Raw genomic sequence first — 23460 nt, 5'->3', positions numbered from 1 at the left:
CGCCGCCGTCCAGCGGCCCCGTCAGCGGAGCCGGGTCCCTGCTTGACACGGCCTTCTCCGCGGTCTCAGACTCGTTCCGCGATGAGGCACCCGTTCCACCATGCGCAACTGTTCTGACCCGGACCCGACTCCTCGAGAGGGAGAGCAGCATGACCGCTCACACCGTCGCCCCCGGCAGCTCCCGAGAGGCCCTGGACGCCCGCGAGGACGTCGACGACCTGGTGCGCCGGCGCGTGCCCGGGATGAGCCTGGAAGCGCCGTTCTACACGTCCGAGGAGGTGTACGAGCGGGACCTGGACGTGGTCTTCGGGCGGCAGTGGATCTTCGTGGCGGCGGCGGCGGAGATCCCGGAACCGGGCGACTACGTGACGGTGGACATCGGGAAGTGGTCGGTCATCCTGGTCCGGGACGACGACGAGCAGGTGCAGGCGTTCCACAACGTCTGCCGACACCGGGGGTCGCAGCTGCTGGCCGAGCGCCAGGGGTCGGTCGGCAACATCGTGTGCCCGTACCACAAGTGGACGTACGGGGTGGACGGGAAGCTGCTGTTCGCCGAGTCCCAGCCCCCGACGTTCGACAAGTCGTGCTTCTCGCTGCGGTCTGTCCACGTGCGGAACCTGGCGGGTCTGGTCTTCATCTGCCTGGCGCAGGACGCGCCGGAGGACTTCGACGCGGTGGCCGCGGTGCTGGAACCGCACCTGCGTCCGTACGAGCTGGACAAGGCGAAGGTGGCGGTGACCAACGACCTGCCGGAGGCGGGGAACTGGAAGCTGGTCATCGAGAACAACCGCGAGTGCTACCACTGCGACGGGCACCCGGAGCTGATCTCGGCGTACTTCCCGCTGTTCGCCTACGAGGCCGAGGACATCACGCCGCGGTTGAAGCCGCTGTACGACCGGTACGTGAAGGCGGCGGACGCGCTGGCGAAGGTCCGGGCCGACCACGGTCTGCCGTTGCGGGACCACCGCGAGCTGGACACGCGGCAGGTGGGGTTCCAGCTGTCGCACCTGCCGTTGGACGGGGAGGGGAAGTCGTTCGCGCCGAACGGGGCGGCGGTGTGCACCAAGCTGCTGGGGTCGGTGCGCGACGCGGCGTTCGGCGACCTGTCGCTGCACATGCAGCCGAACTCGTGGTTCCACCTCCTGTCCGACCACGCGGTCGTGTTCTCGGTCCTGCCGACGTCGACGGGGACGAGCACGTTGCGGACGACGTGGTTGGTGCACCCGGACGCGGTGGAGGGGGTCGACTACGACCTGGAGGCGTTGACGGCGGTCTGGCGGGCGACCAACGACCAGGACCGGGCGCTCGTGGCGGGGACGCAGGTCGGCTGCACGAACCCCGGGTACGTGCCGGGGCCGTACTCGATGGTGGAGGACGACGTCGAGGCGTTCGTGAACTGGTACGTGACGCGGCTGCGGGAGGCGATCGCGTGACGATCACCGACACGCAGGGCGTTCCGCACCCGGGCGAGATCACCGCCTGGGGCGACGACGTCGACGTCGCCGAACTCGTGTGCGGCGGTGTCCGGGAGATCACCCACGACGTCAAGACGTTCTGGTTCGAACCCGTCGGCCCGCAGGTCTTCCACTTCGACCCGGGCCAGTTCGTCACCTTGCACCTGGAGGTCGACGGGCAGCGCGTCGAACGCTCCTACACGATCTCCTCCCCGCCGACCCGGCCGCACCGGCTCGCCATCACGGTGAAGCGCAAACCCGGGGGACTGGTCTCGAACTGGCTGCACGACAACCTCGCGGTCGGCGACCGGATCACGGCCGCCCCGCCGCTCGGGGCGTTCAGCATGGTGCACCACCCCGCCCGCAAGTACCTGTTCCTGTCGGCGGGGTCCGGCATCACGCCGCTCATCTCGATGACCCGCACGCTCGTCGACCTCGGTTCCGACGTCGACGTCGTCTTCGTCCACTCCGCGCACAGCCCGGCGGACATCATCTTCCGGCCCGAGCTGCTGGGGATGCCGACCCAGTTCCCCACGGTGAACGTCGTCCAGGTGTGCAGCCGGGACAGCCCCGGCCAGGAGTGGTGGGGCTGGAAGGGTCGGCTGACGCGGGAGGCGTTGGCCGAGATCGCCCCCGACCTGCACGAGCGCGAGGTGTTCGTCTGCGGACCGGACGGGTACATGGCGGCCGTCCGGGACATCCTCACCGAGCTCGAGTTCGACCTCGCCCACCACCACGAGGAGACCTTCACCTTCGAGGCGCTGCCGCAGGGGGCGTTCGCCGACACCGACCCCGTCGACGTCGGCACGATCGGCGCCGACGTCCCGGCCGGTGCCGACCCGGGCACCTTCACGGTGTCGATGGCGAAGTCCGGCCGCACCTTCCCGTGCAGCCCGGACGAGTACATCCTCGACGCCGCGTTCCGGGCCGGGATGTCCCCGCCCAGCTCCTGCAGCCAGGGCATGTGCGGCACCTGCAAGACGGTGCTGCTCTCGGGCGAGGTGGACATGCAGCACAACGGGGGCATCCGCCCCCGCGAGGTCGCCGCGGGCAAGGTGCTCATCTGCTGCAGCCGTCCCCTGGGGGACGTCGAGATCGACGCCTGACGGTCACGGGACCGGTGGGCCGCCGTCGCACCCCGGTGGTCCACCGCCGTCCCGTGAGGGCCGGCCCGTCCCTCAGGGTTCGAGGTTCTCCAGGTCCTCGAGGAGCCCGGGGTGGCGGGGTTCCCACCCCAGCACCGCCCGCGTGCGGGCGCTGGTGGCCGGCTGGTCCGCGGCGAAGACGGGGCCGAAGGGACCGAACTCCTCGGCGGGGACGGGCCGGACGGGGAGGCCGAGCCGCCGGCCGACGACGGCGGCGATGTCGCGCACGGCGTCACCCTCGTCCGCGACCGCGTGCCAGACCGTCCCGGCCGTCGCCGACTCCAGGGCGAGCCGGACGAGGACGGCGGCGTCCAGGGCGTGCACGGCGGGCCAGCGCTGCGTGCCGTCCCCGGGGTACCCCGCGACCCCGCTGCGGCGGGCCGCGTCGGTGAGCAGTCCGGCGAACCCGCCGGCCCCGCGGTGGTGCACGGTGCGCGGCATCCGGACGGCCGAGACGCGCACGCCCTGCCCCGCGAGGGCCAGGGCGGCGGCGACGGTGCGGCTGCGGCCGGCCACCGGCCCGTCGGTGGGGAGCGGATCCGTCTCCGTCGCAGCGCGTCCGGTCACGGCGGGGGTCCCGGAGACGACGACGAGGGGTTTGCCCGTGCCCGCGAGCGCCGCGCCGAACGCTGCGACGGCCGCGCCCTCCTGGGCGATCGAGGCGGCGAGGGCGTCGGCGTCCGGAGTGGCGTGGTCGAACGCGAGGTTCACGACGCCGTCGGCCGCCTCCGCCCCGGCGCGCAGGACGTCGAGGTCGGCGAGGGAGCCGCGCAGGGGGTCGGCGCCCGCGGCGCGCACGGCCTCGGCGGAGGCCTCGGAACGGGCGAGGGCGAGGACGGTGTGGCCGTGGGCGAGGAGTTCGGCCGTGACGGCCGCACCGATCGTGCCCGTGGCGCCGGTGACGAGGACGTGCATGGCGGACCTCCGTGGTCGCAGGTGACGGGACGGTTGTCCCGTGACTGCACCGTAGCGGGTGATGGGACTCTTGTCCCGTCGCGACGGGACTCCGGTCCCGTGACCTAGGCTGGAGGTGTGGCGCGTTGGGAACCGGGAGCTCGCGAACGTCTGGTCGTGGCCGCCGTCGACCTGTTCACCGAGCAGGGCTACGACGCCACGACGGTGACGCAGATCGCCGAACGCGCCGGCGTCACCAAGAGCACGTTCTTCCGGCACTTCCCCGACAAGCGGGAACTCCTCGTCGCCGGGCAGAAGACGCTCAGCGCCCTGCTCACCGAGGGGATCACGGCCGCTCCTGCGAGCGCCGGACCCCTCGACGCGGTCGCGGCCGGGCTCGAACTCGCCTGCGGTGCCATGGGGCCCGCCAACCGCGACCTCGGGCCGCGGCTCAAGGCCGCCGTCGCGGCGAGCGTGGAACTGCAGGAACGCGACGCGCTCAAGAGCGTCGGGCTGGCCACCGCCGTGGCGGACGCGCTCGTCGCGCGAGGGGTCCCGCAGGCCCAGGCCCACCTCGCGGGCGAACTCGGGGTCCTCGCCTTCAAGCGGGGTTTCGCCGCTTGGAGCGAGGCGGAGGCCGACCGGGCGGGGCGCTACTGGGACCACACGTCCACGGCCTTCGCCGAGCTGCGGGAGGCGGCGGCCGCGCTCCGCTGATCCGTCGCCGTCCCGGTACGACCGGTGACCCGTGCGGCGGACGGGGGATCCGCGGCGGGTCCGGCGCCCGGGAGCGGCGCGACCCCCAGACTGCTCGGGTGTCGAGCGGCCCCCCTGCACCCCACCCCTCCCGGACCAGGCGGTGGGTCGGGCGCGGGGTGCTCCTCCTCGTCGCGCTCCTGATCGCCGTCGTCGCGCAGGACCTCTTCGACCACGGGCACACCCTCGGCGGTGCCCTCGCCGTGGGCGGGATGCTCGCGGCCGGTGGCTGGGTGAGCGACCTCGTCGCCGCCGGCGTCACGCGGCGGGTGACGCGGCGGCGCCGTGGGGTGTGACGTCTCGCGAGGGTGGGTGACCGCGAGGTCGTCGGGCTCGCGGACCCGGGCTCGTCCCCCGGAGAAGACCTCGACGAGCTCCTGCTGCCACGAGGCGGACGCGGTCCGAGGTGAGGACCGAGGAAGGCTGATCATTTGCTGCAGCAACAGCTTTCGGGTCGCAGTGCTGGTCCGGGCCTGGTCGAATGCCCACGACAGCGTCCCGGCGGGATCACCCGCCGAGAACAGCCGACACCACCGGGAGAACGACCATGGGCCTTCTGAAGGGTCTCCTCAAGGGAGCCGTCCTCGGCAAGATCATCCAGAAGCTGACCGGTTCGGGGCAGCCGCGCCGCTGAACCGGCGGTCGGCCGAGGGCTGATCGGCGGGACGGGAAGGGGAGGACCACGTCGGTGGTCCTCCCCGTCCCGTTCGTTGTGCACGACGGTCGGCGGCGGGAGTCCGGCGCCGGGGACACTGGCCGCGTGGTCCACGCCCTGGCCGTCGCGGCCGCCTCGTCCCCGGCGCCCCTCGACCTCCCGCTCGTCGCCGCGCTCCCGGTGGCCGCAGCGGCCGCCTTCGCGCTGGCCGCGCTGTCGGCCGTGGCGGGGTTCGGCGGCGGCGTGCTGCTCCTGCCCGTCCTGGTGGCCGTGTTCGGGCTGCGCGTCGCCGTGCCGGTGCTGACGCTGACGCAGTTGGCCAGCAACGGGTCTCGGGTCTGGCTGAACCGCGCTGACGTCCGGTGGGGTCTCGTCGGTCGGTTCGCCCTCGGGGCCGTCCCCTGCGCCCTCGCCGGGGGGTTCCTGCTGGCCCAGGCGCCCCTCACCGCCCTGCAGCGCGTGCTGGGGGTGTTCCTGCTCGTCGTCGTGGTGTGGCGCCGGATGCGGCCGCACCCCCGCCCGCCGAGCGAACGGGCCTTCGTCGCCGTGGGGGCCGCCTCGGGGGTGGGGTCGGCCCTGCTGGGGTCCGTCGGGCCGCTGACCGCCCCGTTCTTCCTGGCCTACGGACTGACCCGCGCGGCCTACGTCGGCACCGAGGCGGCCGGTGCGCTGACGCTGCACGTGAGCAAGCTCCTGGCCTACGGCGCAGGCGATCTGCTGACGCCGACGGTCCTGGCGTACGGGCTCGCCCTCACCCCGGCGACCCTCGCCGGGGCGTGGGTCGGCAAGCGCATCGTCGGCCGGCTCAGCGAGCGCGTGTTCGTGCTGCTCGTGGAGGTCGGGCTCGTCGTGGCCGCGGTCCTGCTCGTCGTCGGGGTCTGAGGGACGGGTCAGCCCCGCGACGCTCTCCGCAGGACGGTGACCTCGCGGACGGCGGTCTCGACGAACGTGAGGGCCGCCAGCGTCGCGAGCGCCGTCCCCCACCAGGGCAGCGCGCCGGACCACCAGACGAGCCCCGCGATCGCGACGACCGGCAGGGCCAGGCACACGTCGCACGCCACGAACGCGCCGTGCAGCGGTGTCGTGCCGCGGCGCCAGCGGGCGAGCCCAGCTCGGGGGACTGTCGGCGGCGGGACGGGGGCCACACCGCGCATCCTCGGGGAACTCCCCGCCGGCGGCCAGGGGTTCACCCGTTCGGCCCCCCGGGGCCCGGACGTCAGGCGACGGCGCGGGCCGTCGCCCGGTCGGTCAGCAGGTCGTACACCGGCCGCGACCGCAGGACCACCGCCACCAGCAGGGCGACGGCGCAGGCGCCCAGCATCGGGAACAGCTGGTTCGTGCTGCCGGTGAGTTCGGTGGCCAGGACCAGACCCGTCACGGGCGCGTGGACCGTCGCCGTGAAGAACGCGGCCAGGCCCACCAGGGCCAGGGCCGCCGGTGGTGGCGCGGTGCCGGGGGAGACCTGCACCGCGACGAGGCCGACGAGCAGTCCGCAGTCCGAACCCAGCACGAGCATCGGGGCGAACAACCCGCCAGGGGTCAGGGCGGCGTAGGACACCACGCCCAGGACGAAGCGCAGGGCGAGGACGCCGACCACGACGAGGAGGGAACCGTGACCCAGCAGGGCGTCCTGCGTCAGGTGGTCACCGCCACCGACGAGGTGCGGACCCCACCAGGCGACCGCGCCGACGACGGCTCCGATGACGGCGGCCCGCGCCTCGGGCGGCCACCGGCTCGCGTCCACCCGGTGCAGCCCGGCCAGGACCGCGCGGTTGTAGAGGACCCCCAGCAGTCCGGTGACGAGCCCGACGACGAGGACCCACGGGGCGCTCGCGAGCGACGGGTCGTCCATGCGCGGCACGTGGAAGTCCGGCGCCCCACCGGCCAGCGGTGCGGCGACGGCGAACCCGGCGGCCGAGGCGACGAGCGTCGCGATGGTCGCGCGCGGGTGGAACGACTTCAGGAGTTCCTCGAGGACGAACACCCCGCCGGCGATGGGCGCGTTGAACGCGGTGGCGAGTCCCGCCGCGGCACCGGCGGCGACGAGCAGTCGCAGGTCCGAGCGGGAGCGCCGCAGGAGGGAGGAGACCACGGCCGCCACCGTGCTGCCCATCTGCACCGACGGTCCCTCCCGCCCGAGGGCGAGACCGCCACCGCCGATCGCGAGCAGGCCACCGACGTACTTCACCGGCAGGATGCGGAACCGGCCCGGACCGGCGCGGCCCTCGACGACCGCCTCGACGTGCGGGATGCCGCTGCCCTCCGCGTGCGGTTCGACGCGGCGGACCAGCGCCGCGGCGAGGGCGGTGCTGACCGCGCAGCCGAGCACGACGAGGAGGAGACCCAGGGCACCGTGCCCGTGTGCGGAGCGGGTGAGCCGCTCACGCCAGCTGTCGGCGTCGGCGAGGGCGAGCCGGAAGGTGGCGGCCGTCAGCCCCGTCAGGGCTCCGACGCACGCCGCGGCGACCGCGAACCCGAGCAGACCGCCCGCGCTGTCGCCCGTCTCGTCGACGGGCTGGGCCGGTCCGCGCTGCCGGCCGGGGAGGAGGTGGCGCAGCCGGTCCGGTCGACGGTCGTGCCCCATGGGTCCATCTGTACCGGACGCGCGAGGCGGCACCTCACCGGGGTGGTCAGGCTGCCGGGACCCGCCGCGACCGCATTGCCGCCAGCACCGCGCCGACGGCGACGACGCCGGCCCCGAGGTACAGCACGCTCGTCACGGCCCCGGCGTGGGAGGCCGCCGATCCGGCCGTGACGCCCGTCGCGACGAACACGACGCTCACGGCGCCGGAACCGAGGGACTGCGAGACGGTCCGGTTGAGGTTGAGGACGCCGGCGGCGGAGGCCGAGTGCCGCAGCGGCGCGGCCCCCATCATGTCCCGGTTGTTGGGGGACTGGAACACCGCGAACCCGAACCCGCACACCGCCGTCCGCACGAGGATGTCGACGGTCGAGGCGTCGGTGGGCAGCAGCGCGAGGGAGACGAGACCGCCCGCCAGCACGGTCAGGCCGGTGAACGCCAGCAGGGTGGGCGAGACGCGGTCCGCGGCGCGACCCGCCAGGGGGGCCACGACGACGATGACGGCCGGCCACGGGGTGAACAGCAGCGCCGAGCGCAAGGCGCTGTCCCCGAACGACTCCTGGAACAGGAACGGCAGGGCGACGAACGCCGTCCCCTGGCCGAAGAAGGAGCAGGTGGCGGTGACCACGGCGAGGGAGAACGGACGGGTGAACAACCCGGGCGGGATGACGGGTTCGTCGGCGCCGCGCTCGACGCGCACGAACAGGACGGTGACGACGACCGCCACGACCAGCAGGGCCACCGAGACCGGAAGCGTCGCGACGGCCCCCAGCCCTCGGACCCCGAGGAGGAACGCCGCGATCGCCCCGGCCACGAGCAGCGCGCCGCGCAGGTCGAACCGCGACGGCCGTGGCGGCACGCTCGGCAGGTAGCGCCACCCGAGGGCCGTGGCCGCCGCCCCGATGGGGACGTTGACGAGGAACAGCCACGGCCAGGACGCCACGCTCAGCAGCACCCCGCCCAGAGCCGGTCCGGCCGACGTCCCCAGCGCCACCGTCATGGCGTTGAGCCCCAGCACGCTGCCGAGCTTCTCCGGGGGCACCACCCGCCGGAACACGGGGATCGGGACGGCGAGCACCAGCGAGGACGCCACGCCCTGCAGGACGCGGGCCGCGACGAGGAGGTCCAGCGTCGGCGCGGCCGCGCAGGCGACGGAGGCGAGCGTGAAGAGGGGAACCCCGACCAGGAACAGCCGCCGTCGGCCGACGCGGTCGCCGAGCGCAGCCGTGGCGGGGATGCAGCAGGCCGCCGCCAGCAGGAACGCCGTCGTCACCCAGACGGTGTCCGAGGGCGAGGCGTGCAGGTCGCGGGCGAGCGTCGGCAGGGCGACGTTGACGATGGACGCGTCGATCGTCGCCATGAACGTCGCGGCGAGCAGGGAGGCGAGGATCGGACCACGCCGCACCGCGGGCCGGTCCGGTGGGTCGGTGCTCAGGACGACGTGTCCTTCCGTGCGTCGGCCGGCGCTGGGCGACGCCGGAGGCCGGGGGCCTCGGGCAAGCATCCGTCACCCCGCCGCCGGGGAGGCGGCGGGGTCGGGCTCACGCGCTCTTGCGGGCCGCCGTCTTCTTCGCCGCGGTCTTGGTCGCGGTCTTGGTCGCGGTCTTCGCGGCCGTCTTCGCCGCGGTCTTCTTCGCGGTGGTCTTCGTGGCCGCCGTCTTCTTCGTGGCCGTCTTCTTCGTCGCCGTGCCGCCGGCCGCCTCGTCGGTGACCTCGGAGGGCGCGGGCGTGCCGGACCCCCCGCGGGCGCGTTCGACGGACCGCTGCAGGGCCGTGAGCAGGTCGACGACCTCGCCGCCGCGCGTCCCGCCGTCGCTCGCGCCCTCGTCGGCCTGGGCCGCCGGGGCGACGTCGGCGTCGTCGAGGCGGGCGTCGATGAGCTTCTTCACGGCGACCGCGTAGTCGTCCTCGAACTCCTCGGGGCGGAAGTCGCCCGCCAGGGACTCCACGAGCGAGGCCGCCATCGTCAGCTCCTGCGGGCGCAGTTCGACCTCGGTCTCCAGGACCTCGAACTCGGCGGCCCGGATCTCGTCGGGCCACAGCAGGGTCTGCAGGACGATCGCCTTGTCCCGCACGCGCAGCAGGGCGATGGACTCCCGCTGACGCAGCGCGACCTTCACGACGGCCACCCGGTCGGTCGCGGTGAGCGCCTCGCGCAGCAGCGCGTAGGGCTTGGCGGCGCGGGACTCCGGCTCGAGGTAGTAGGGCTTGGACAGCATCATCGGGTCGACCTGGTCGACCGGGACGAACTGCAGGACGTCGATCTCGTGACCGCTGGCGACGGGCAGCTCGTCGAAGTCCTCGTCGCTGAGGACGACCAGTTTGCCGTCGGGGCTCTCGTACCCCTTGGCGACCTCGTCGTACGAGACCTCTTCGCCGTCGATGGAGCAGGTGCGCTTCATCTTGATCCGCCCACCGTCGGTACGGTGGACCTGGTGGAAGCGGATGTCGTGCTCGCCGGTCGCGGCGTAGAGCCGCACGGGCACGTTGACCAGACCGAAGGACACAGCGCCCTTCCAGATGGCGCGCGGCATGACGTACCCCTTCCGGAGCTCTCGGTTCCACGGTACGGGGTGGACCCGGTGGCTGCACAGGATTCATCGGCCGTCCTGGAACCCGACGTCTGGCGCGACCGCGCGCGCCGGCACGCGGACCGCGCGGCGGCCCTGACCGGCGACGCGGCCGCCCGCCGGGGTCGGGGCGAGACCCACCCCGTCGAGGACTTCCTCTACACGTACTACGCGTGGGCGCCCGGCAAGCTGCAGCGCTGGCACCCCGGCGTCGGCGTCGTCCTGGCCGGTGCGCAGGAGCGCGCGGACTGGGCGAACTACGTCGCCGTCCCCGGCGGGGTCCAGGTCGACGCGGCCGGGATCGTCGCGCGGCGGCGCGCCACGGTCACCCTCGCCCGCGACGTCCTCGTGGCCACCCGGGGCCGCGCCCCCCAGCTGGCCTGCTTCGGGCTGCACGAGTGGGCGATGGTCCACCGCACCCGCCCCGAGGAGGTCCGGCACGCGGGTCTGCCCCTGCGCCTGGGTCACGCGGGCACCGACGAGGTGGTGGAGTCGCACCGCATCCGCTGCAGCCACCACGACGCCTTCCGGTTCTTCACTCCCACGGCCGTGCCGCTCAACGAACTGCAACCCACGCGGCAGGACCAGCCGGCGCAGGAGCAGCCCGGCTGCCTGCACGCGACGATGGACCTCTACCGCTGGGCGATGAAGCTGTCGCCGGCCGTGCCGGGTGAACTCCTGCTCGACTGCTTCGCGCTCGCCAAGGACGTCCGCGTCCTCGACATGCGGGCCTCGCCCTACGACGTGACCTCGATGGGGTTGACCCCCGTCGCGATCGAGACGCCCGAGGGCAAGGCCGAGTACGCCCGCGCGCAGCGGGAGTTCGCGGAGCGGGCCGACCCGCTGCGCGTCGCGCTCGTCGCCGTCTGCGAGGCGCTGTTGCGGGCGTGAGCGTTCGCCTGCTCCGGGAACGGGTTCCAGGCAGACTGGCTGTGTGCGCCGCCTCGTCCCCCTGACCGTGTTGCTCCTGGCGCTGTCCGCCTGCGGTGCGGACCACCCGGCCGGGACGTCCGCCTCCGACCCGACCCCGGTGACCGCGACCCCGTCGGCGACGGGGGAACTCCCGCCGGGGTGCGAACCCCCGCCCGACGCGGCCGAGGGTGACTCGTGGATCTGCGTCAGGACGGGCGACGGGGGTCCGGACGCGGAGGCGGCGAACCGGGAACGGCTCGCTGCTCAGGCCCGGGAGAGCCCGGGGTGGTCGGACGAGGACGCCCAGCGTGCGGACGAGGAACGGTTGCGTCAGGTGGCCGAGCAGGACGACGCCCTCGTCGCCTCCGGGGCGTTGCCGGCGGACCGGGGGCCCCTGCTGGTCCGCACGGACTTCTCCGACCAGGGACGGTGGGACGCCCTCCTGACGACGGTGGACACCCCGACGGCGGAGGGTTTCAGGCCCTCCCTCAGCACGATCGAGCAGCAGCGGTGGAACGGAGCTTCGGTGTCGGACGTGGCCGCCGCCGCGCCACCGCACGTGCTGGTGGTGGTCGCGGACGCGACGACGTTCGCCACCCCCGCGCTGCCGTTGCTGGTGGCGGAGAGGGAGGACGACGGTGTGCAGGAGCAGCGCGTCGTGGCCCGCGCGCTGGCGTCGGTGGTCGACGACCTGTCGACCCATACCAAGGACTGGGAGGAGTTCGCCGCCGGCGCTGACGCCGACGGCGTGTTCCGGGGTTCCCCCTGACCGCTGGGTCAGACGCCCGCGCTCGCGTCGTCCGTCTCGGTCGCCGCGACCCAGTCGCGCTTCTCCTCGCGCCAGCCGTCCTCGGTGCGGCCACGACGCCAGTACCCCGAGGCGGACAGCAGTTCCCGGGTGACCCCGAGGTCGGTGCGGGCCCAGCGCCGCACGGCGCGGACGGTGTCGGCCTCACCGTGGACGAAGGCGTGCGGGGCGCCGGACGGCAGGTCGAGGGTCCGCAGGAACTCCACGAGCGCCTCGGGGTCCGGTGCGGCGCGGTGGACCCAGTGCAGCCGCAGGTCACCGGGGGAGGTCAGCGGGAGTTCCTCGGCGGGGGAGTGCACCTCGACGACGGCGACGGCCGTCGCGCCCGCCGGCACCCGTTCCAGCGAGGCGGAGATCGCGGGCAGCGCACTGGCGTCGCCGACGAGCAGGTGCCACGCGGCGTCCGCGGCCGGCGTGTACGCCCCGCCCGGTCCGAGCATCCACACCTCGTCGCCCGGCTGCGCGGCGGCCGCCCAGGGGCCGGCAATCCCCTCGTCGCCGTGGACGACGAAGTCGATCGTCACCTCGCCGTCGGCCACGGCGCGGACGGAGTACGTGCGCTGGGCGGGCCACTCCTCCCGCGGCCGTTGGGCGCGCACGGCGGCGACGTCGAACGGTTCGGGGTAGGTCACACCCGGGAGCGGGAAGACGAGCTTGACGTAGGAGTCGGCCTGCTCCACGGCGAAGTCCGCGAGGTCTTCGCCGCCGAGGACGACGCGCACCATCTCGGGGGTCAGGCGTTCGACGCGCTGCACCACCCCGCGCCGCTGGCGACGGCCACCGCTCGGCTGTTCCGCGTTGCGCTTGAACGGGTTGCGCACGGTCCGCTCCTCACTCACCCTCGGCGCGCCCCGCGCGCCAGTACCCCATGAAGGCCACCGAGGACCGCGGGACGCCGACCTCGCGCACGAGGTGGCGCCGCAGCGCCTTGACGACACCCGACTCCCCAGCCAACCACGCGTAGAGGCACTCCGGGCCCGCCGCCTCCGCGTTCTCAGGGACGTCCCAGAGGATGCCGTCCTCGTCCTCGCCGTCTCCCTCGCCGGTCCGGTCCGAACCGTCGTCCGAGCGCACCTCGTCGACGAGGGCGGCCGCGACGTCGTGCACCCGGCGCTGCAGCAGTTCCCCCGGGGCGTGGACCCCGTTGCGCGGCAACCACTCCACGGTGAGGTCGGCGTCCGAGCGCAGGTCGAGGAGGTCCCCGGCCGTCGGCACCTCCAGCAGCGCCGTCACCTTGACGCCGGCCGGCAGCCCCTCCAGGACGGCGGACACGGCCGGCACCGCCGTCTCGTCCCCGGCCAGCAGCAGCGTGCGGGCCCCGGCGGGCGGAGCCCACTCCACACCCCACATGCGGCCCGTGCCGGGGGAGTCCGGTCCGACGAGGACGACCTCGTCGCCCACCGCCGCACCGGCCGCCCAGCGGGAGGCGGGTCCGGCGTGACCCGCCCCGTCCTCGACCCCGTGCAGGACGAAGTCGACGTCGATCTCGGCGTCCGCCGCGGCGGACGCGGGCCGGAACGCGCGCACCGTGTACGTCCGCATGACGGGCCGGACCTCGTCGGGCAGTTCGCGCCACCACGTGTACCAGTCGCCCTCGGGGACCCCGTAGTCCTCGAAGGGACGCGGGAACAGCAGGACCTTGAAGCGCTGGTCGTCCCCGGCCGCGCCGAAGCGGGCGAGCTCGGGGGAGGTCATCGTCAGTCGGACGAAGCTGGCCCCGAGCCGTTGCGTGGCCGCGACCCGGACGCGGAACAGGGTGTAGGTCGCCCGCGCCGCCTCCCGGCGCTCGACCCGCAGCCCGTCCGTCTGCTCGTCCGTCTGCACGCTCATCCCCACAACCCCTCGCTCGATGTGAGGACAGCCTAACCAATGCTGGGGACGATCGGAACCGCCGGGCCCCCACTGGCCCGGCGGGCGCCACCCCAGCAGAGTGGGACCGTGCTCCCCATGCTGGCGACCGCCGCACCGGCCGCCGGGGTGCCCACGGACGGGGACCGGTGGGCGTACGAGGTGAAGTGGGACGGCATGCGCGTCCTCGCCGACGTCCGCGACGGCCGGGTCGCGCTGCGCTCGCGCACCGGCCGCGACGTGTCCGTCACCTTCCCCGACCTCGCCGGGCTCGCGGAGGCCCATCCCGACGTCCTGCTCGACGGGGAGGTCGTGGCCCTGCAGGACGGGCTGCCCTCCTTCGCCGCGCTCGCCGAGCGCATGCACGTGCAGGACGCGCGGTCCGCCGCCCTCGCCGCGCGGCGCACCCCGGTCACGCTCATGGCCTTCGACGTCCTGCGCCTCTACGGCGTCGAGCTCACCGCCCGCCCCTGGCAGGAACGGCGGGAAGCCCTGGACCGGCTGCCCCCGTCCGGTCAGGCGTGGCAGGTCTCGCCGGTCTACCCCGAGGCCGCCTCGCTGCTCGCCGCGACCCTCGAGCAGGGGCTCGAAGGGGTCGTCGCCAAGCGCCGGTCGTCGTCGTACCAACCGGGTCGGCGCAGCCCCGACTGGGTCAAGCACGCGCACCGGCGCCACCAGGCCTGCGTCGTCGTGGGGTGGCGCCCCGTGACCGGCTCCCCGTCGCGGATGGGGGCGCTCCTGCTCGCGGTGCCCGGACCGGACGGCGGGCTCCGCTACGCCGGACGCGCGGGCAGCGGGCTCGGCGGTGCGCTGGAGCAGGAACTGCGCGCCGTGCTGGCGGGGCACGAGCTGCCCCGGCCCGTCGTGGACGTGCCGCGGGTCGACGCGACGGGCGCCACGTTCACCGAACCCGTCGCCGTCGTCGAGGTGCGTCACCTCGGCCGCACCACGGGCGGCAGGTTGCGCCAGCCCACGCTGCGCGGACTGCGCGGCGACCTCGACCCGTCCGACGTCCGGGAGGAGTGACGTGGCCGCACGCAGCGAGGGCGAGGACACCGTCGTCGAGGTCGACGGACGTCGACTCCGGTTGCGACGCCTGGAGAAGGTCCTCTACCCCTCGACCGGGACGACGAAGGCGGAGGTGCTCACCTACGTCACGACCGTGGCGCCGGCCCTCCTGGCCCAGCTCCACGACCGACCGGTCACCCGCAAGCGCTGGCCCGACGGGGTCGCGTCCTCGTCCTTCTTCGAGAAGAACGTGCCGCGCGGGATGCCTGAGTGGGTGCGCACCGTCGAACTCGACGCCCCGGGCAGCACGAAGAACCGGGAGACGATCCACTACCCGCTCGTCGAGGACCTCGCCGGCCTCGTGTGGCTCGTCAACCTCGCCGCCCTCGAACTGCACGTGCCGCAGTGGCGCGTCGGGCCGCGCGGGGGGGTGCGGCAGCCGGACCGGCTCGTCGTCGACCTCGACCCCGGGGAGGGTGCGGGCCTGGCCGAGTGCGCCGAGGTGGCGCTCGCGGTCCGCGAACGGCTCGCCGCCGACGGGCTCGAGTGCCACCCCGTGACGTCGGGGTCGAAGGGCATGCAGCTGTACGCCGCGGTCAGCGGGGAGCAGGACGCCGACGTGCTCCGCTCCTACGCCCACCGGCTCGCCCAGGGGCTCGAACGGGACCGGCCCGACCTCGTCGTCAGCCGCATGACGAAGGTGCTGCGCGGCGGCAAGGTGCTGCTGGACTGGAGCCAGAACAACTCCGCCAAGACGACGGTCGCCCCGTACTCCCCGCGCGGGCGGGAGCGGCCGTGCGCCGCGGCGCCGCGCACGTGGGACGAACTCGACGCACCGGAGACGTTGCGGCAGTTGACGTTGGAGGAGGTCGGGGAGCGCTACGCCCGCGACGACGACCTGCTCGCGGACCTGGCGCCCGGGGCCGACCCGGGGCCTCGCGTCCCGACGTCCTGACGGCGGCTCAGACGCGGACGCGGGCCACGCGCACCTGGCCCGGGTGCAGGCTGATGCGCGGGGAGTAGCCGAACACGGCCGAGGCGGTGAGGAACTCCTCGGTCCCGAAGTCCACCGACGTCAGGCTCACCTGCAGGTACCCCCGCAGCCCGGCGAGCTGCCCGTCCGCCACGACGGCGTACAGGGGGCGTTCGCGCCGGGAGGTGAACTGCACGTCCGCCTCGCACCACCCCGCGTCGACCGTGCGACGGCGACCGCCGATGAGCCGCAACCCGGCGTACCGGCGCAGCTCGGCGTCGAGGTAGGCCGACGGGCTGTCCACCGCGGCCGAGGCCTCGCTCACCGCCTGCACGGCGCCGACGAGCCAGTCCGCGAGCGCCTCGGGGGCCACGTCCTCGACGTCGACCTGCGGCAGCAGCCGTTCCAGGCACGCGTGGTCGACGGCGCCGGCCAGGGTCGTGAGGGCTTCGGTCTCGGCCCGCGTGACGTCGTCGAGGTCCGCGCGGCGCACCGGGACGGGCTCGCCGACGGCCCGCACCTGGGTGCGGGGGTCGCTGTCCCCGGGGGCGTCGGCGTCGTCCCACAGGCTGAAGGCGCTCTGCCGGTGCACGTCGCCGACGTGCTCGGCGTCCAGGGTGATCGTCTCGCCCCGGCGGGACAGGACGGTGGGTTCGCTCTCCATCGCCGACGATGGTAGGGAACGTCCGGGGCGGGGGCGAACCACTTCCCGCCGCTGTGGACGACCGGGGGGCCACCGGGAGCGCCGGAAAGGCGTTGACCGCGCCGCCGCGCCCACGGTCGACTGCCGGGGTGCTGCACCCCCGGACCCACCTCACCGCCGACGACCTGCGCGCCGTCGCCGACCTCGAAGAGCGCGTCGTGGCCCACGACGGCGGACGGCTGAAGATCGAGTGGGACTCCCTGCGCGCCCGCTCGGCCGACCCGGGCGGAGGGCCGACCACCGACCTCCTGTGGACCGCGCCCGACGGGCGGGGCGTCGGCTACGTCGGCTTCGACTCCTGGGACGGGCGCACCGTCGAGCTCGTCGGCATGGTCGACCCCGCCGAGCGGGGCCGGGGGACCGGGACGGTTCTGCTCGACGCGGCCGTGCAGGTGTGTCGCGACCGCGGGTTCGCGCAGGCCCTGCTCATCGTGCCGCGGCCCTCGGAGGCGGGGCACCGCCTGGCGAGGCGGCTCGGCGCCCCCCTGGAGCACTCCGAGCACGCCCTGCGCCTGGACGCCCCGCCCGCCGCCGGCGACGAGGACCCGCGGACGACCCTGCGGACGGCCACCGCCGAGGACCTCGACGTCCTGGCGGACCTGCTCGCCGACGCCTTCGGCCACCCGCCCACCCACCTCGCGGCGAGCTTCGCCGAGGGCGACACGGTCGCCGTCGAGCACGAGGGCGCCGTCGTCGGAACCCTGCGGCGGCCGCGGGACGGTGCGTCCGGGGGGATCTACGGCTTCGCCGTCGCGCCGATGTTCCAGGGTCGCGGCATCGGCCGCGACGTCCTGCGCCGGGTGAGCCGGGAGTTCTTCGCCGACGGGGCGACGTCGGTGCGCCTGGAGGTCGCCGTCGACAACGACCGGGCGCTCGGCCTCTACACGTCGGTGGGTTTCCGGCGGGTGCAGACGGAGGACTACTACGACCTGCCGTTGTGAGCGGCTGCTGAGGGCTTCCCAGCGTCGTCGGACGGGGCGCTCAGCGCGGCTCCCGGTCGATGTGGAGTTCTCGGTCGAGCGTCTCGAGGGTCACCACGGACAGCAGTTCCTCCGCCTCCCGGAGGATCCCCCGCAGGATCTCCTCACGGTCGACCTCCCAGGCGAAGGCCCAGTCGGTGGCCTCGTCGAGCATCCCCAGGAGTTCCGGCGGCAGGTCGAGCCGGGAGGAGACCTGCCAGAGGAGTTCGGCACCCTCCTCGGGGGGCACGAGTCCGGCGACGATCGACCGCGCGTACGTGTGGGCCATGACCCACCAGGCCTGCCGCTCGCTGAGGTCCGGTGCCCCGAGTTCGGCCAGCGCTCCCGTGAACAGGTCTCGCACGGTCCGGGGCTCGTCCTGGGTTCCGGCCAGTTTGCGCAGGAGCGGGCTGTCGTACCCGTGGGCGAGCGCCGTGACGCCCCAGGCGGGCATGTCCTCCGGGGTCAGGTCACCGACGAGGGCCCGCGCTCGGGCGCGGCGCAACGGGTCCACGCGGCCAGTGTCACCGGAGGAGGACCCCGGGGGCCACCGCGTTCCGCCCCCGACGACGGTCCCCCCGGGGGACGATGGACGGGTGAGGAGTCGAGGGCGAGGGCCCGGGCACGGCCGTTCGACGTCCTCCCTGGCGGACCCGGTGGTCCTGCGCCCCTCGGCCCGGTGGCCGGCGGCGGCGACGTCCGTGCTGCTCACCGCGTCCGCGCTGCTCCCGGCGGACCACGTGCGGGACGTGGGCGCCTGGTGCTTCGCGCTCGTGGGAGTCGTCGCGCTGGCCCGGGTGCTGACGGTCCGCGTGGTGGTCGACGGCCTCGGCGTCCACCACCACGGCTTCTTCGGCTGCCGCTCCACCGCCCGCGGTGACGTCGTGGACGTGGGGACGCGGAACTCCCGGCAGACCGGGGCGCCCGTGCTCCACCGGCGCGACGGGAAACCCGTCGTGCTCACCGTCCTGAGCTCTCCGGGCGGAGGGGACGCCGCCGCCGCGGAGGTGCGCCACGCCCTGGCCGCGACGCGCTGGCAGGTGCTCGCAACGGACGGCCCCTGAGCGGGGACGGCTGCAGCTGGCAGGGGCGTCAGCGCAGGAAACCCGCCAGCTCCCGCAACGACGTCATCCGGTGCTCCTCGTCCAGCGGCCCCTCGCCGTGCCGGTCCAGGTGCACGGCCCGCAGCCCCGCCGCGCGGGCGCCCACGACGTCGACGGGGTGGTCGTCGCCGACGTGCAGGGTGCGCGCGGGGTCGGCGTCGACCGCGGCGCAGGCGGCGAGGAACACCTCGGGACGGGGTTTGGCCAGACCCAGCTCACCGGCGGTGAGGACGGGGCCGACGCGGCCGGTCAGTCCCAGGGCGTCGAGCTTGGCGTGCTGCTGCTCGGGCACCCCGTTGGTGAGCAGGGCGACGCGCAGTCCGGCCGCGGCGACGGCGGCCAGCGCGTCCTCGACGTCGTCGAACCCGACCCAGTGCGCGCGGTACCGGGCGAGGTACCCGTCGCGGAACTCCGCGTCCAGGGCGGCGTCGTCGCCGACCGGACGGCCGAGCAGGGGCAGGAACTCCCGCAGCCGGCGGCGGCGGTGCTCCTCGTGGGAGACCAGGCCGTCGCGCCACGCGCGGTGGTGGCGTTCCTCGGCGTCGTGCCAGGCGTCCTGGAGGGCGGGTGTGGGCACCAGACCGGCGGAGGCGACCCAGTCCGCCACCGCGGCGCGCGAGGCGCCGCGGTGGTCGAAGAGGGTCCCGTCGAGGTCGAGCACGACCGCCTCGAGACCGCCCTCGGGACGGGGGAGAGGGCTCAGAACACGCCCAGCTGCTCGACGTGCTTCTTCCGCGTCCGCCACGCGCCGGCGAGGATCACGACGAACAGCGCCAGGTGCAGCCAGTTGCTCGCGGCGTTGACGGGGAGGTCGGTGCGCGAGGCGTTGACCATCAGCCCGGCGCCGCCCATGCCCGCCGCCAGGTAGGCCAGCGCCACCCAGATGACGACCTTGTGGGCCTGCCGCGGCGACCCCGAGAACGCGAGGACCGTCAGCCCGAACAACACCTGCACGCCGATGACGACGGCCGAGGTGCGGAACAGCCCGAACAGGTTCGCCTCGGAGGAGTAGAAGCCCAGCTGCGAGTAGTTCGAGGTGATGCCCGGCACGGCGCCCAGGACGCCGAGCAGCAGGACGAGGACGGCGATCGCGCGGGCGTACCCGCAGACCGGGCCGCCGGCCTCGGCGGGGTTCGCGGACTCGATCGCGAGGGGCGGGTGCGCGGGAGCGTTCATGGTCACCATCATCCCCGACTCGCGCGCTCAGTGCGGCAGCAGGCGGTGCGCCTCCGCGGCGCCGACACCCTGCGCCTGCAGGAGGTCGACGACGGTCGAGCGCAGCTGGGCCACGACGACCGTCGCCGACAGCGACTCCGCGCCCAGCGTGCGCGGGCCGAGGGTCACGGCGAGCTCCTGCAACCCCGCCACCGACGGCGGCAGCGTCTCCCCGGGGTAGGCCGGCTGGCCCGTCGAGCGGACGGCCGCCGCGAGCTGTTCCATCGCGCCCGCGAGGGAGTCCGGCAGCTGCTCGTCGTACTGCAGGGCCGTGCTCACGCGGCGCAGCGCGACCCGCAGGTTGCGGGTGGCGCGGTCCATCCCGGCCTGCAGCTTCTTCTGCTGCACGATCTCGCTGCGTCCCCGCCGGCGCAGCGGGGACAGCCGGTGCACCTCCTGCCCCGCGTTCACCGACTGCGACCAGCCCTCGAGCTCGGACTGCGTCCCCCGGGCCCGGGACAGGACCTCCTCGGCCCGGTTCGCGTCCCGCGCGCGGACGGCGTCCGCCGCGTCCTCCAGGAGGTCGGCGAGCTGCCCGGCGTAGGCGCGCGACCGCCCCCGCACGTCGCGGCGCGGGTCCGGCGGCAGCAGCGCCGCGACGACGAGCGCGACGACCACCCCCGTCATGGCGTCCAGCCAGCGGGCGCTGCCCGTGCTCCCCGGCATCGGCGGGTAGGCGACGATGAAGCACGCCTGCAGCGCTGCCTGGTTGACGAGCAGGATCCCGGAGTCCAGGAACCGGGCGACGAACATCGCCGCGACGACGATCCCGGTGATCTGCAGGGGCCCGCGGCCGACGAGGTGCACGATGAGCGTGCCGAAGAGGACCCCGATCGTCACCCCGACGCCCAGCTCGCCGACCCGCCGCAACCGCTGGTTGTTCTGCACCCCCAGGCACACGACGACGGCGACGCAGGCGAAGACGGGGTAGCTCTGGTCCCACAGCGCCTGCGCCAGCAACCACGCGACACCGGCCCCCAGACCGCACTGCATGATCTGCCACCACGACCCCTGCCAGCGCTGCCAGCCCGTGCGCACACGGCGACGGGCGCTGAGCGCGAAGGGGATCGTGCGGGGCACGGCACGATCCTGCCGCACCCGCGCCCACCCGCGCGGCGGGCGCACGGTCGGGACGCCCCCGCCGGAACCTCTACCCTCGGTGCCCGTGGAGGTCCTCGTCATCGGCTCCGGTGCTCGTGAGCACGCCCTCGTCCGCGCCCTGCTCGACGACCCGGGGGTGGACCGCGTCGTCGCGGCCCCGGGCAACGCCGGCATCGCGCTCGTCGCCCCCGTCGAACCGGTGGACGCCACCGACCCCGACGCCGTCGCGGCGCTCGCGGTCCGGCTCGGCGCCGACCTCGTGGTCGTCGGACCGGAGGCGCCGCTCGTGGCCGGCGTCGCCGACGCCGTGCGCGCCACCGGCATCCCGGTCTTCGGCCCCTCGGCCGAGGCCGCCCGCCTCGAGGGCTCCAAGGCCTTCGCCAAGGAGGTGATGGCCGCGGCCGGCGTGCCGACGGCCATGGCGCACCTGTGCACGACGGAGGAGGAGGTCGCCGCCGCGCTCGACGCGTTCGGCGCCCCCCACGTCGTGAAGGACGACGGGCTGGCCGCCGGCAAGGGCGTCGTCGTGACGTCCGACCGCGAGGCGGCGCTCGCGCACGCCCGCACGTGCCTGGCGCACGGCCCCGTCGTCGTCGAGGAGTTCCTCGACGGCCCCGAGGTGAGCGTCTTCTGCCTCACCGACGGCACGTCCGTCGTCGCCCTCGCCCCGGCGCAGGACTTCAAGCGCGCCCTCGACGGCGACGAAGGGCCGAACACCGGCGGCATGGGGGCGTACTCGCCGTTGCCCTGGGCCCCGGAGGGACTGGCGGCCGAGGTCGTCGAGCGCATCGCGCAGCCGGTCGTCGTCGAGATGGCCCGGCGCGGCACGCCCTTCTCCGGTGTCCTCTACTGCGGGCTGGCCCTCACCTCGCGCGGCACGCGCGTCATCGAGTTCAACGCCCGCTTCGGGGACCCGGAGACCCAGGTCGTGCTCGCCCGGCTCGCGACGCCGCTCGGCACCGTCCTCACCGCCTGCGCCACGGGCACCCTCGACACCCAGCCCGACCTGCGGTGGCGCGAGGACGCGGCCGTCACGGTCGTCCTCGCCTCGCCCGGCTACCCGGAGGCCCCCCTCACCGGCGGCACCCTGCGCGGGCTGGACGCCGCGGAGGCCGTCGGTGGCGCCGCCGTCCTGCACGCCGGGACCGCCCCGGCGCCCGACGGCACGGGCATCGTCAGCGCCGGCGGCCGCGTCCTGTCGGTCGTGGGGGTCGGCGGCGACCTGCACGCCGCCCGCGCGAGCGCCTACGAGGCGCTCGAGCTGATCGACCTCGACGGGGGCCGGTTCCGGCGGGACATCGCGCTGGCCGCGGCGAACGGCACGACGGGAGTGGGCGCGTGAGCACCGTCGACCTCCCGGGCTGGACCCACCGGTACTCCGGGAAGGTCCGCGACCTCTACGTGCCCGCCGGCGCGGACGACGGGACCGTCCTCGTCGTCGCCAGCGACCGGATCTCGGCCTACGACCACGTGCTCGCCACGCCCATCCCGGACAAGGGCAAGGTGCTGACCGCGCTGTCGCTGTGGTGGTTCGAGCAGTTGGAGGACCTGGTCCCGCACCACGTCGTCTCGACGGACGTCCCCGCGGCGGTCGCGGGACGGGCGATGGTGTGCCGTCGGCTGGAGATGTTCCCGGTCGAGTGCGTGGCGCGGGGGTACCTCACGGGTTCGGGGCTGGTGGAGTACCGCGAGTCCTCGTCGGTCTGCGGGATCCCGCTGCCGGCCGGGCTGGTGGACGGTTCGCGCCTGGCGGAACCGGTCTTCACCCCCGCCACGAAGGCCGACCTCGGCGAGCACGACGAGAACGTGACGTTCGAGCACGTGGCCGCGACCGTCGGCGCGGAGGCCGCGGCGGAACTGCGCGACCTCACCCTGGCGGTGTACCGGCGGGCCGAAGGCATCGCCCGGGAGCGCGGGATCGTGCTGGCCGACACCAAGTTCGAGTTCGGTCGGGCCGACGGGGTGACGGTGCTGGGCGACGAGGTCCTGACGCCGGACTCGTCGCGGTTCTGGCCTGCCGAGACGTGGGAACCCGGGCGGGCCCAGCCCAGCTTCGACAAGCAGTTCCTGCGCGACTGGCTGACCTCACCCGCTTCGGGCTGGGACCGGAAGGCTTCGCACGAACCGCCGGCGCTGCCCGCGGAGGTCGTCGAGCGGACGCGGGAACGGTACGTCGAGGCGTACGAACGGCTCACCGGCGAGTCGTTCACCGCCTGACCTTCCACCGCCCGATCGTCCACCGCACGACCCCACCGGAACGCCGCGGGGGGCCGGACGTCCCCGTCCGGCCCCCCGTGCTGCTGCTGGTGTCTCAGCGCTCGAAGACGTCAGCGCTTGAAGACGTCCTTGACGTCCTCGCCGAACTGCTTGGTGGACGCCGCGGCCTGGTCCTTCTGGCCCTCGGCCTCGAGCTTCTCGTTGTCCGTGGCCTTCCCGACGGCTTCCTTGGCCTGGCCGGCCAGCTTCTCGGCGGCGTTCTTGGCCTTGTCGGCGATGCTCATGGGAATCTCCTCTTCTCGGGTTCTCTCGTGGCCCACCGGCGGTCGCCGGTGGTGGTCTGACGGGTCCGACCACTGCGGTGCGCGGCGGGGTGGTGCTGTGCCGTGTGGTGCTGTGGACGGGTCGGTCTCACTGCACCCGGACGGTGTTCTTCTCGGCGTCGGCCTCGTCGTCCTCGGGGAGGTGGACGTCGGAGATCTCGAGGTTGACCTCGGTGACCTGCAGGCCGGTCATGCGCTCGACGGAGGCGATGACGTTGCGGCGCACGGCGGAGGC

The 23460-nt window shown here is 74.5% G+C and carries 26 protein-coding genes and 1 pseudogene; 13 read left to right on the top strand and 14 right to left on the bottom strand.

Going from position 1 to position 23460, the window contains the following annotated elements; all coding sequences use genetic code 11:
- Nucleotides 1-149 precede the first annotated feature (149 nt).
- Both AB0637_RS21060 and AB0637_RS21055 read left to right on the top strand, forming a co-directional pair.
- Nucleotides 150-1433 carry an aromatic ring-hydroxylating dioxygenase subunit alpha gene (locus AB0637_RS21060; protein WP_366174648.1) on the top strand — a complete coding sequence of 428 codons (1284 nt, stop codon included), beginning with the start codon at nt 150-152 and terminating at the stop codon, nt 1431-1433.
- Nucleotides 1430-2560, top strand: a complete 1131-nt coding sequence (locus AB0637_RS21055; RefSeq protein ID WP_366174647.1) for a hybrid-cluster NAD(P)-dependent oxidoreductase — start codon at nt 1430-1432, stop codon at nt 2558-2560. Before AB0637_RS21060 ends, AB0637_RS21055 begins: the two co-directional genes overlap by 4 nt.
- Before the next feature lie 72 nt (nt 2561-2632).
- Here the strand turns inward: AB0637_RS21055 and AB0637_RS21050 are convergent, their stop codons facing one another.
- Nucleotides 2633-3514 (bottom strand): NAD-dependent epimerase/dehydratase family protein, encoded by an 882-nt coding sequence (locus tag AB0637_RS21050; RefSeq protein WP_366174646.1) that lies wholly within the window; start codon nt 3512-3514, stop codon nt 2633-2635.
- A gap of 117 nt (nt 3515-3631) precedes the next feature.
- On the opposite strand from AB0637_RS21050, the gene AB0637_RS21045 reads away from it, so the two are divergent.
- From AB0637_RS21045 to AB0637_RS21035, 3 genes are all read left to right on the top strand, one after another.
- Nucleotides 3632-4210 carry a helix-turn-helix domain-containing protein gene (locus AB0637_RS21045; RefSeq protein WP_366174645.1) on the top strand — a complete coding sequence of 193 codons (579 nt, stop codon included), beginning with the start codon at nt 3632-3634 and terminating at the stop codon, nt 4208-4210.
- A 158-nt stretch (nt 4211-4368) separates the two neighbouring features.
- Nucleotides 4369-4545 (top strand): hypothetical protein, encoded by a 177-nt coding sequence (locus tag AB0637_RS21040; RefSeq protein ID WP_366174644.1) that lies wholly within the window; start codon nt 4369-4371, stop codon nt 4543-4545.
- A gap of 464 nt (nt 4546-5009) precedes the next feature.
- A complete protein-coding gene (locus AB0637_RS21035) occupies nt 5010-5786 on the top strand; it encodes a sulfite exporter TauE/SafE family protein (RefSeq protein ID WP_366174643.1) in 777 nt (258 codons plus the stop codon).
- An 8-nt stretch (nt 5787-5794) separates the two neighbouring features.
- On the opposite strand, the gene AB0637_RS21030 is transcribed toward AB0637_RS21035, so the two are convergent.
- The 4 genes from AB0637_RS21030 to AB0637_RS21015 all read right to left on the bottom strand — a co-directional run bounded on the left by AB0637_RS21030 (nt 5795) and on the right by AB0637_RS21015 (nt 10019).
- Nucleotides 5795-6049, bottom strand: coding sequence for a hypothetical protein (locus AB0637_RS21030; protein WP_366174642.1), 255 nt, complete (start codon nt 6047-6049; stop codon nt 5795-5797).
- Between the two features lie 71 nt (nt 6050-6120).
- Nucleotides 6121-7488: a chloride channel protein gene (locus AB0637_RS21025; RefSeq protein ID WP_366174641.1), complete on the bottom strand. Its 1368-nt coding sequence runs from the start codon at nt 7486-7488 to the stop codon at nt 6121-6123.
- Between the two features lie 46 nt (nt 7489-7534).
- Nucleotides 7535-8890 (bottom strand): MFS transporter, encoded by a 1356-nt coding sequence (locus AB0637_RS21020; RefSeq protein WP_366174640.1) that lies wholly within the window; start codon nt 8888-8890, stop codon nt 7535-7537.
- Nucleotides 8891-9026: 136 nt separating this feature from the next.
- Nucleotides 9027-10019, bottom strand: coding sequence for a Ku protein (locus tag AB0637_RS21015; RefSeq protein WP_366174639.1), 993 nt, complete (start codon nt 10017-10019; stop codon nt 9027-9029).
- A gap of 48 nt (nt 10020-10067) precedes the next feature.
- Here AB0637_RS21015 and AB0637_RS21010 point away from each other — a divergent pair, with 48 nt between their 5' ends.
- Complete coding sequence (locus tag AB0637_RS21010; RefSeq protein ID WP_366174638.1) at nt 10068-10946, top strand: 3-methyladenine DNA glycosylase; 879 nt, start codon at nt 10068-10070, stop codon at nt 10944-10946.
- A gap of 43 nt (nt 10947-10989) precedes the next feature.
- The gene (locus AB0637_RS21005; protein WP_366174637.1) at nt 10990-11736 is read left to right on the top strand and encodes a hypothetical protein; all 747 of its coding nucleotides are present in this window, start codon (nt 10990-10992) and stop codon (nt 11734-11736) included.
- An 8-nt stretch (nt 11737-11744) separates the two neighbouring features.
- Here AB0637_RS21005 and AB0637_RS21000 read toward each other — a convergent pair whose 3' ends face one another.
- Both AB0637_RS21000 and AB0637_RS20995 read right to left on the bottom strand, forming a co-directional pair.
- A complete protein-coding gene (locus AB0637_RS21000) occupies nt 11745-12530 on the bottom strand; it encodes a siderophore-interacting protein (RefSeq protein ID WP_366174660.1) in 786 nt (261 codons plus the stop codon).
- Between the two features lie 76 nt (nt 12531-12606).
- Nucleotides 12607-13605, bottom strand: a complete 999-nt coding sequence (locus AB0637_RS20995; RefSeq protein WP_366174636.1) for a siderophore-interacting protein — start codon at nt 13603-13605, stop codon at nt 12607-12609.
- A 117-nt stretch (nt 13606-13722) separates the two neighbouring features.
- Between AB0637_RS20995 and ligD (AB0637_RS20990) the strand changes: the two genes are divergently transcribed.
- The gene (gene ligD, locus AB0637_RS20990) at nt 13723-14649 is read left to right on the top strand and encodes a non-homologous end-joining DNA ligase (protein WP_366174659.1); all 927 of its coding nucleotides are present in this window, start codon (nt 13723-13725) and stop codon (nt 14647-14649) included.
- Between the two features lies 1 nt (nt 14650).
- Nucleotides 14651-15586 (top strand): non-homologous end-joining DNA ligase, encoded by a 936-nt coding sequence (gene ligD, locus AB0637_RS20985; RefSeq protein WP_366174635.1) that lies wholly within the window; start codon nt 14651-14653, stop codon nt 15584-15586.
- Nucleotides 15587-15593: 7 nt separating this feature from the next.
- On the opposite strand, the gene AB0637_RS20980 is transcribed toward ligD (AB0637_RS20985), so the two are convergent.
- Nucleotides 15594-16268, bottom strand: a complete 675-nt coding sequence (locus tag AB0637_RS20980) for a hypothetical protein (protein WP_366174634.1) — start codon at nt 16266-16268, stop codon at nt 15594-15596.
- Nucleotides 16269-16396: 128 nt separating this feature from the next.
- Here AB0637_RS20980 and AB0637_RS20975 point away from each other — a divergent pair, with 128 nt between their 5' ends.
- The gene (locus tag AB0637_RS20975) at nt 16397-17248 is read left to right on the top strand and encodes a GNAT family N-acetyltransferase (protein WP_366174633.1); all 852 of its coding nucleotides are present in this window, start codon (nt 16397-16399) and stop codon (nt 17246-17248) included.
- A gap of 40 nt (nt 17249-17288) precedes the next feature.
- On the opposite strand, the gene AB0637_RS20970 is transcribed toward AB0637_RS20975, so the two are convergent.
- Nucleotides 17289-17780, bottom strand: coding sequence for a hypothetical protein (locus tag AB0637_RS20970; protein ID WP_366174632.1), 492 nt, complete (start codon nt 17778-17780; stop codon nt 17289-17291).
- Nucleotides 17781-17862: 82 nt separating this feature from the next.
- Here AB0637_RS20970 and AB0637_RS20965 point away from each other — a divergent pair, with 82 nt between their 5' ends.
- Complete coding sequence (locus tag AB0637_RS20965; protein ID WP_366174631.1) at nt 17863-18330, top strand: hypothetical protein; 468 nt, start codon at nt 17863-17865, stop codon at nt 18328-18330.
- Nucleotides 18331-18358: 28 nt separating this feature from the next.
- Here the strand turns inward: AB0637_RS20965 and AB0637_RS20960 are convergent, their stop codons facing one another.
- The 3 genes from AB0637_RS20960 to AB0637_RS20950 are packed head-to-tail and all read right to left on the bottom strand — an operon-like array spanning nt 18359 to nt 20664.
- Nucleotides 18359-19030, bottom strand: coding sequence for an HAD family hydrolase (locus AB0637_RS20960; RefSeq protein WP_366174630.1), 672 nt, complete (start codon nt 19028-19030; stop codon nt 18359-18361).
- Nucleotides 19031-19068: 38 nt separating this feature from the next.
- Entirely contained in the window at nt 19069-19545 is a 477-nt protein-coding gene (locus tag AB0637_RS20955) for a DUF4383 domain-containing protein (protein ID WP_366174629.1), read from the bottom strand.
- A 27-nt stretch (nt 19546-19572) separates the two neighbouring features.
- On the bottom strand, nt 19573-20664 hold the full coding sequence (locus tag AB0637_RS20950) for an FUSC family protein (RefSeq protein WP_366174628.1): 1092 nt from the start codon (nt 20662-20664) through the stop codon (nt 19573-19575).
- Nucleotides 20665-20749: 85 nt separating this feature from the next.
- Here AB0637_RS20950 and purD point away from each other — a divergent pair, with 85 nt between their 5' ends.
- Entirely contained in the window at nt 20750-22027 is a 1278-nt protein-coding gene (gene purD / locus AB0637_RS20945; protein ID WP_366174627.1) for a phosphoribosylamine--glycine ligase, read from the top strand.
- Nucleotides 22024-22902: a phosphoribosylaminoimidazolesuccinocarboxamide synthase gene (locus AB0637_RS20940; protein ID WP_366174626.1), complete on the top strand. Its 879-nt coding sequence runs from the start codon at nt 22024-22026 to the stop codon at nt 22900-22902. Before purD ends, AB0637_RS20940 begins: the two co-directional genes overlap by 4 nt.
- A gap of 110 nt (nt 22903-23012) precedes the next feature.
- Here the strand turns inward: AB0637_RS20940 and AB0637_RS20935 are convergent, their stop codons facing one another.
- Complete coding sequence (locus AB0637_RS20935; protein ID WP_366174625.1) at nt 23013-23186, bottom strand: CsbD family protein; 174 nt, start codon at nt 23184-23186, stop codon at nt 23013-23015.
- Between the two features lie 127 nt (nt 23187-23313).
- Nucleotides 23314-23460: pseudogene (locus tag AB0637_RS20930) on the bottom strand (Asp23/Gls24 family envelope stress response protein); the annotation flags it as partial.

The sequence above is a fragment of the Kineococcus sp. NPDC059986 genome (genome assembly GCF_040702905.1).
In the GTDB taxonomy this organism is placed as follows: domain Bacteria; phylum Actinomycetota; class Actinomycetes; order Actinomycetales; family Kineococcaceae; genus Kineococcus.
Note: the sequence above shows the minus strand (reverse complement) of the source record. Positions and strands in the feature narration are given on the sequence as shown.